At 74.3% G+C, this 2578-nt stretch carries 4 protein-coding genes; 3 read left to right on the top strand and 1 reads right to left on the bottom strand.

What is annotated here, in order from left to right:
* The 3 genes from VGD85_RS10245 to VGD85_RS10255 form a co-directional block, all read left to right on the top strand.
* The coding region (locus VGD85_RS10245; RefSeq protein ID WP_331063337.1) for a DUF1501 domain-containing protein at positions 1–453 on the top strand (453 nt) is incomplete at its 5' end.
* Positions 454–568: 115 nt separating this feature from the next.
* Entirely contained in the window at positions 569–1723 is a 1155-nt protein-coding gene (locus VGD85_RS10250; protein WP_331063338.1) for an acyltransferase, read from the top strand.
* A gap of 29 nt (positions 1724–1752) precedes the next feature.
* A complete protein-coding gene (locus VGD85_RS10255) occupies positions 1753–1944 on the top strand; it encodes a hypothetical protein (RefSeq protein ID WP_331063339.1) in 192 nt (63 codons plus the stop codon).
* Between the two features lie 11 nt (positions 1945–1955).
* On the opposite strand, the gene mshD is transcribed toward VGD85_RS10255, so the two are convergent.
* Positions 1956–2578: mycothiol synthase (gene mshD, locus VGD85_RS10260; RefSeq protein WP_331063340.1), on the bottom strand; the 623-nt coding region annotated here is incomplete at its 5' end.

A 2578-nucleotide genomic window follows, 5' to 3' on the forward strand; every position in this document is an offset into this window, starting at 1 on the left:
CGCGGCGACGTCGGCGTCTCGGTCGTCACGGTCGACTCCGGCAACTGGGACATGCACGTCGGTCTCGGCTCCGCCACCTCCGGCTGGATGGTCAACAACGCCAAGGACCTCGCCGGCTCGATCGCGGCGTTCTTCGCCGACCTCGGCCCGGTCGCCGACAAGGTCACGCTGGTCACGATCAGCGAGTTCGGGCGACGGGTGCAGGAGAACGGCACCAAGGGCCTCGACCACGGCTGGGGCAACGTGATGTTCGTGGCCGGCGCGGGCGTCAAGGGCGGGCGCTACTACGGCACCTGGCCGGGGCTGGCCAACACCCTGGACGCCGACGTGTCGGTCACCACCGACTACCGCTCGGTGCTCGCCGAGATCGTCACGACCCGCACCACCGCGTCCGCGGCCACGGTGTTCCCGGGGTTCAGCCCCGAGCGGGTCGGGATGATGAGCAGCCTCTGAGCGAGCCCGTCCCGTGCCACAGGTCACGGAATGATAACGGCCCGAATGGGGAACGGTGCCCAGGTGGCGCCGGCCGGCGCCACGGCGAGCATCGGACGTCACGGAGGGTGTCGGCGTGGGCGACCAGGGATCGCTGCGGCTGGTGGCCAGGCCGCCGGCGGCCGCGGTGCAGGCGCAGGCGCCGGCCCTCACCCGGGTCCCGGCCCTCGACGGGCTGCGCACCCTGGCCATCGGCGTCGTCGTCGCCCTCCACGGCCACCTGGGGCCGTTCGCCGGCGGCGAGATCGGGGTCGACCTCTTCCTGGTCCTGAGCGGCTACCTCATCACCGCGCTGCTGCTCGCGGAGCGCGCGGCCACCGGCTCGATCCACGTGGGCGCGTTCTACGTACGCCGGGCGCTGCGGCTCTATCCGGCCCTGCTGGTGCTGCTGGCCGTGCTCGTCGCGACCGCCGTGCTCGTGGACAGCGGCGACCAGTTCGAGATCACCGGCAAGCTGCTGCTGTCCTGCGGGGTCGCGGCGGTGTACCTCACCGACCTGGCGGTCGGCTGGCACCTGTGGGACGGCTTCCACGACGACGCGCCGCTGCTGCACACCTGGTCGCTGTCGGTCGAGGAGCACTTCTACCTGCTCTGGGCGCCGCTCCTGGCGGTGCTGCTGAAGCGGACCAGCCTGGTCCGGGTGCGCCGCCTGCTGCTCGTCGCCACCGCGGCCATGATGGCGTGGACCGCGCTGCTGGCGGGGGTCCTCTCCGCCGACCGGGCGCGGCTCGTCTACGCCCCCGACACCCGCAGCCTCGGGCTGCTGATCGGGTGTCTGCTCGCCGTGACCGCGGCGACCGCGCGGCGACCGCTCCGCCTGCCCGCGGCCGTCCCGTGGCTGGCGACCGGGGCGTTCGTGGCGCTGGCGACCGTCGACCTGCTGACCGACGGGGCCGGGCGCGGCTACCTGCTGGTCGTGGACCTGCTCGCCGCCGCGATGATCCTGGGGGCGATCGACCGGGAGTCGGCGTACTCGCGCTTCTGGTCCGCGCCCGCCCTGACCGCCATCGGCGTCCGCGCGTACGGCATCTACCTGTGGCACTTCCCGGTCTTCCACTTCCTCAGCACCACGCGCCTCCCGGGCTGGGGCGAGGTCGAGCTGGACCTGGCCCGGCTGGTCGTGACGGCGCTGCTCGTGGAGGTGTCCTACCGGGTCGTCGAGCTGCCCGCCCTGGCGATGCGGCACCGGTTCACCCCGGCCCGGTCGCAGCTGCGGCGCGTCGAGGGTTGAAGCCGCCCTCGCGGGGGTATGACGGAGGCGTGATGACCCCGTGGAGCCGCCGCCGCGCGCAGGAGCAGCTCACCGAGCTGCGCCTCGCGCTGGAGGCCCTGGGGCCGCCGCCCGTCGGCGCGATCGACCGGTGGCGCCACCAGGAGGAGGCCTGGCGTCTGGAGCGGGCCATCGAGCTGCTCGCCGCCCGCTGCGGCGGCCGCGAGTCCGTCTCCGCCTGACCGGTCGGTCCTCAGCGGCGGTACATCACGTGGGTGTCCCGCGCCGCGTGCGTGAACCCCAGCCCCGTGTACAGCCGCACCGCCGCCGCGTTGTCGGACTCGACGTACAGCAGGATCTCCGCGACGCCGCGTGCCGCCAGGTGGTGCAGGCCCGCGAGCGTGAGCACCCTGCCGAGCCCGCGGCCCTGCGCGGCCGGGTCGATGCCGACGACGTAGACCTCGCCGACCTGCTCGGAGTGCTGCTTGGTCCAGTGGAACCCGAGCACCCTCTCGTCCTCGCCGGTGCCCTCCACCGCCAGGAGCAGCCCCGCGGGGTCGAACCACGGCTCGGCCATCCGCTCGGCGAGGTTCGCGGCGTCCATCGCACCCTGCTCGGGGTGGTGCGCGAACGCCGCCGCGTTGACGCGGAGCAGCTCGTCGGCGTCGCCGGGCTCATAGGCGCGGATCCGCACCCCGGCCGGTACGCCGGGCTCCGGCAGCGGCGACGTCGTCGGGCTCGTCGGCCGGCGCATCACCCACAGCTCACGCGCCCGCTCGAACCCGTGGGTGCCCGCCAGCGCGGCGGCCGCGGGATGGTCCCCGTGCGACCAGGCCGCCAGGCGCCCGGGCCGGGCCGCGAGCACCGAGTCGAGCA

Origin of the sequence: Nocardioides sp. (assembly GCF_036401255.1) — a bacterium.
Classification (GTDB): domain Bacteria; phylum Actinomycetota; class Actinomycetes; order Propionibacteriales; family Nocardioidaceae; genus Nocardioides.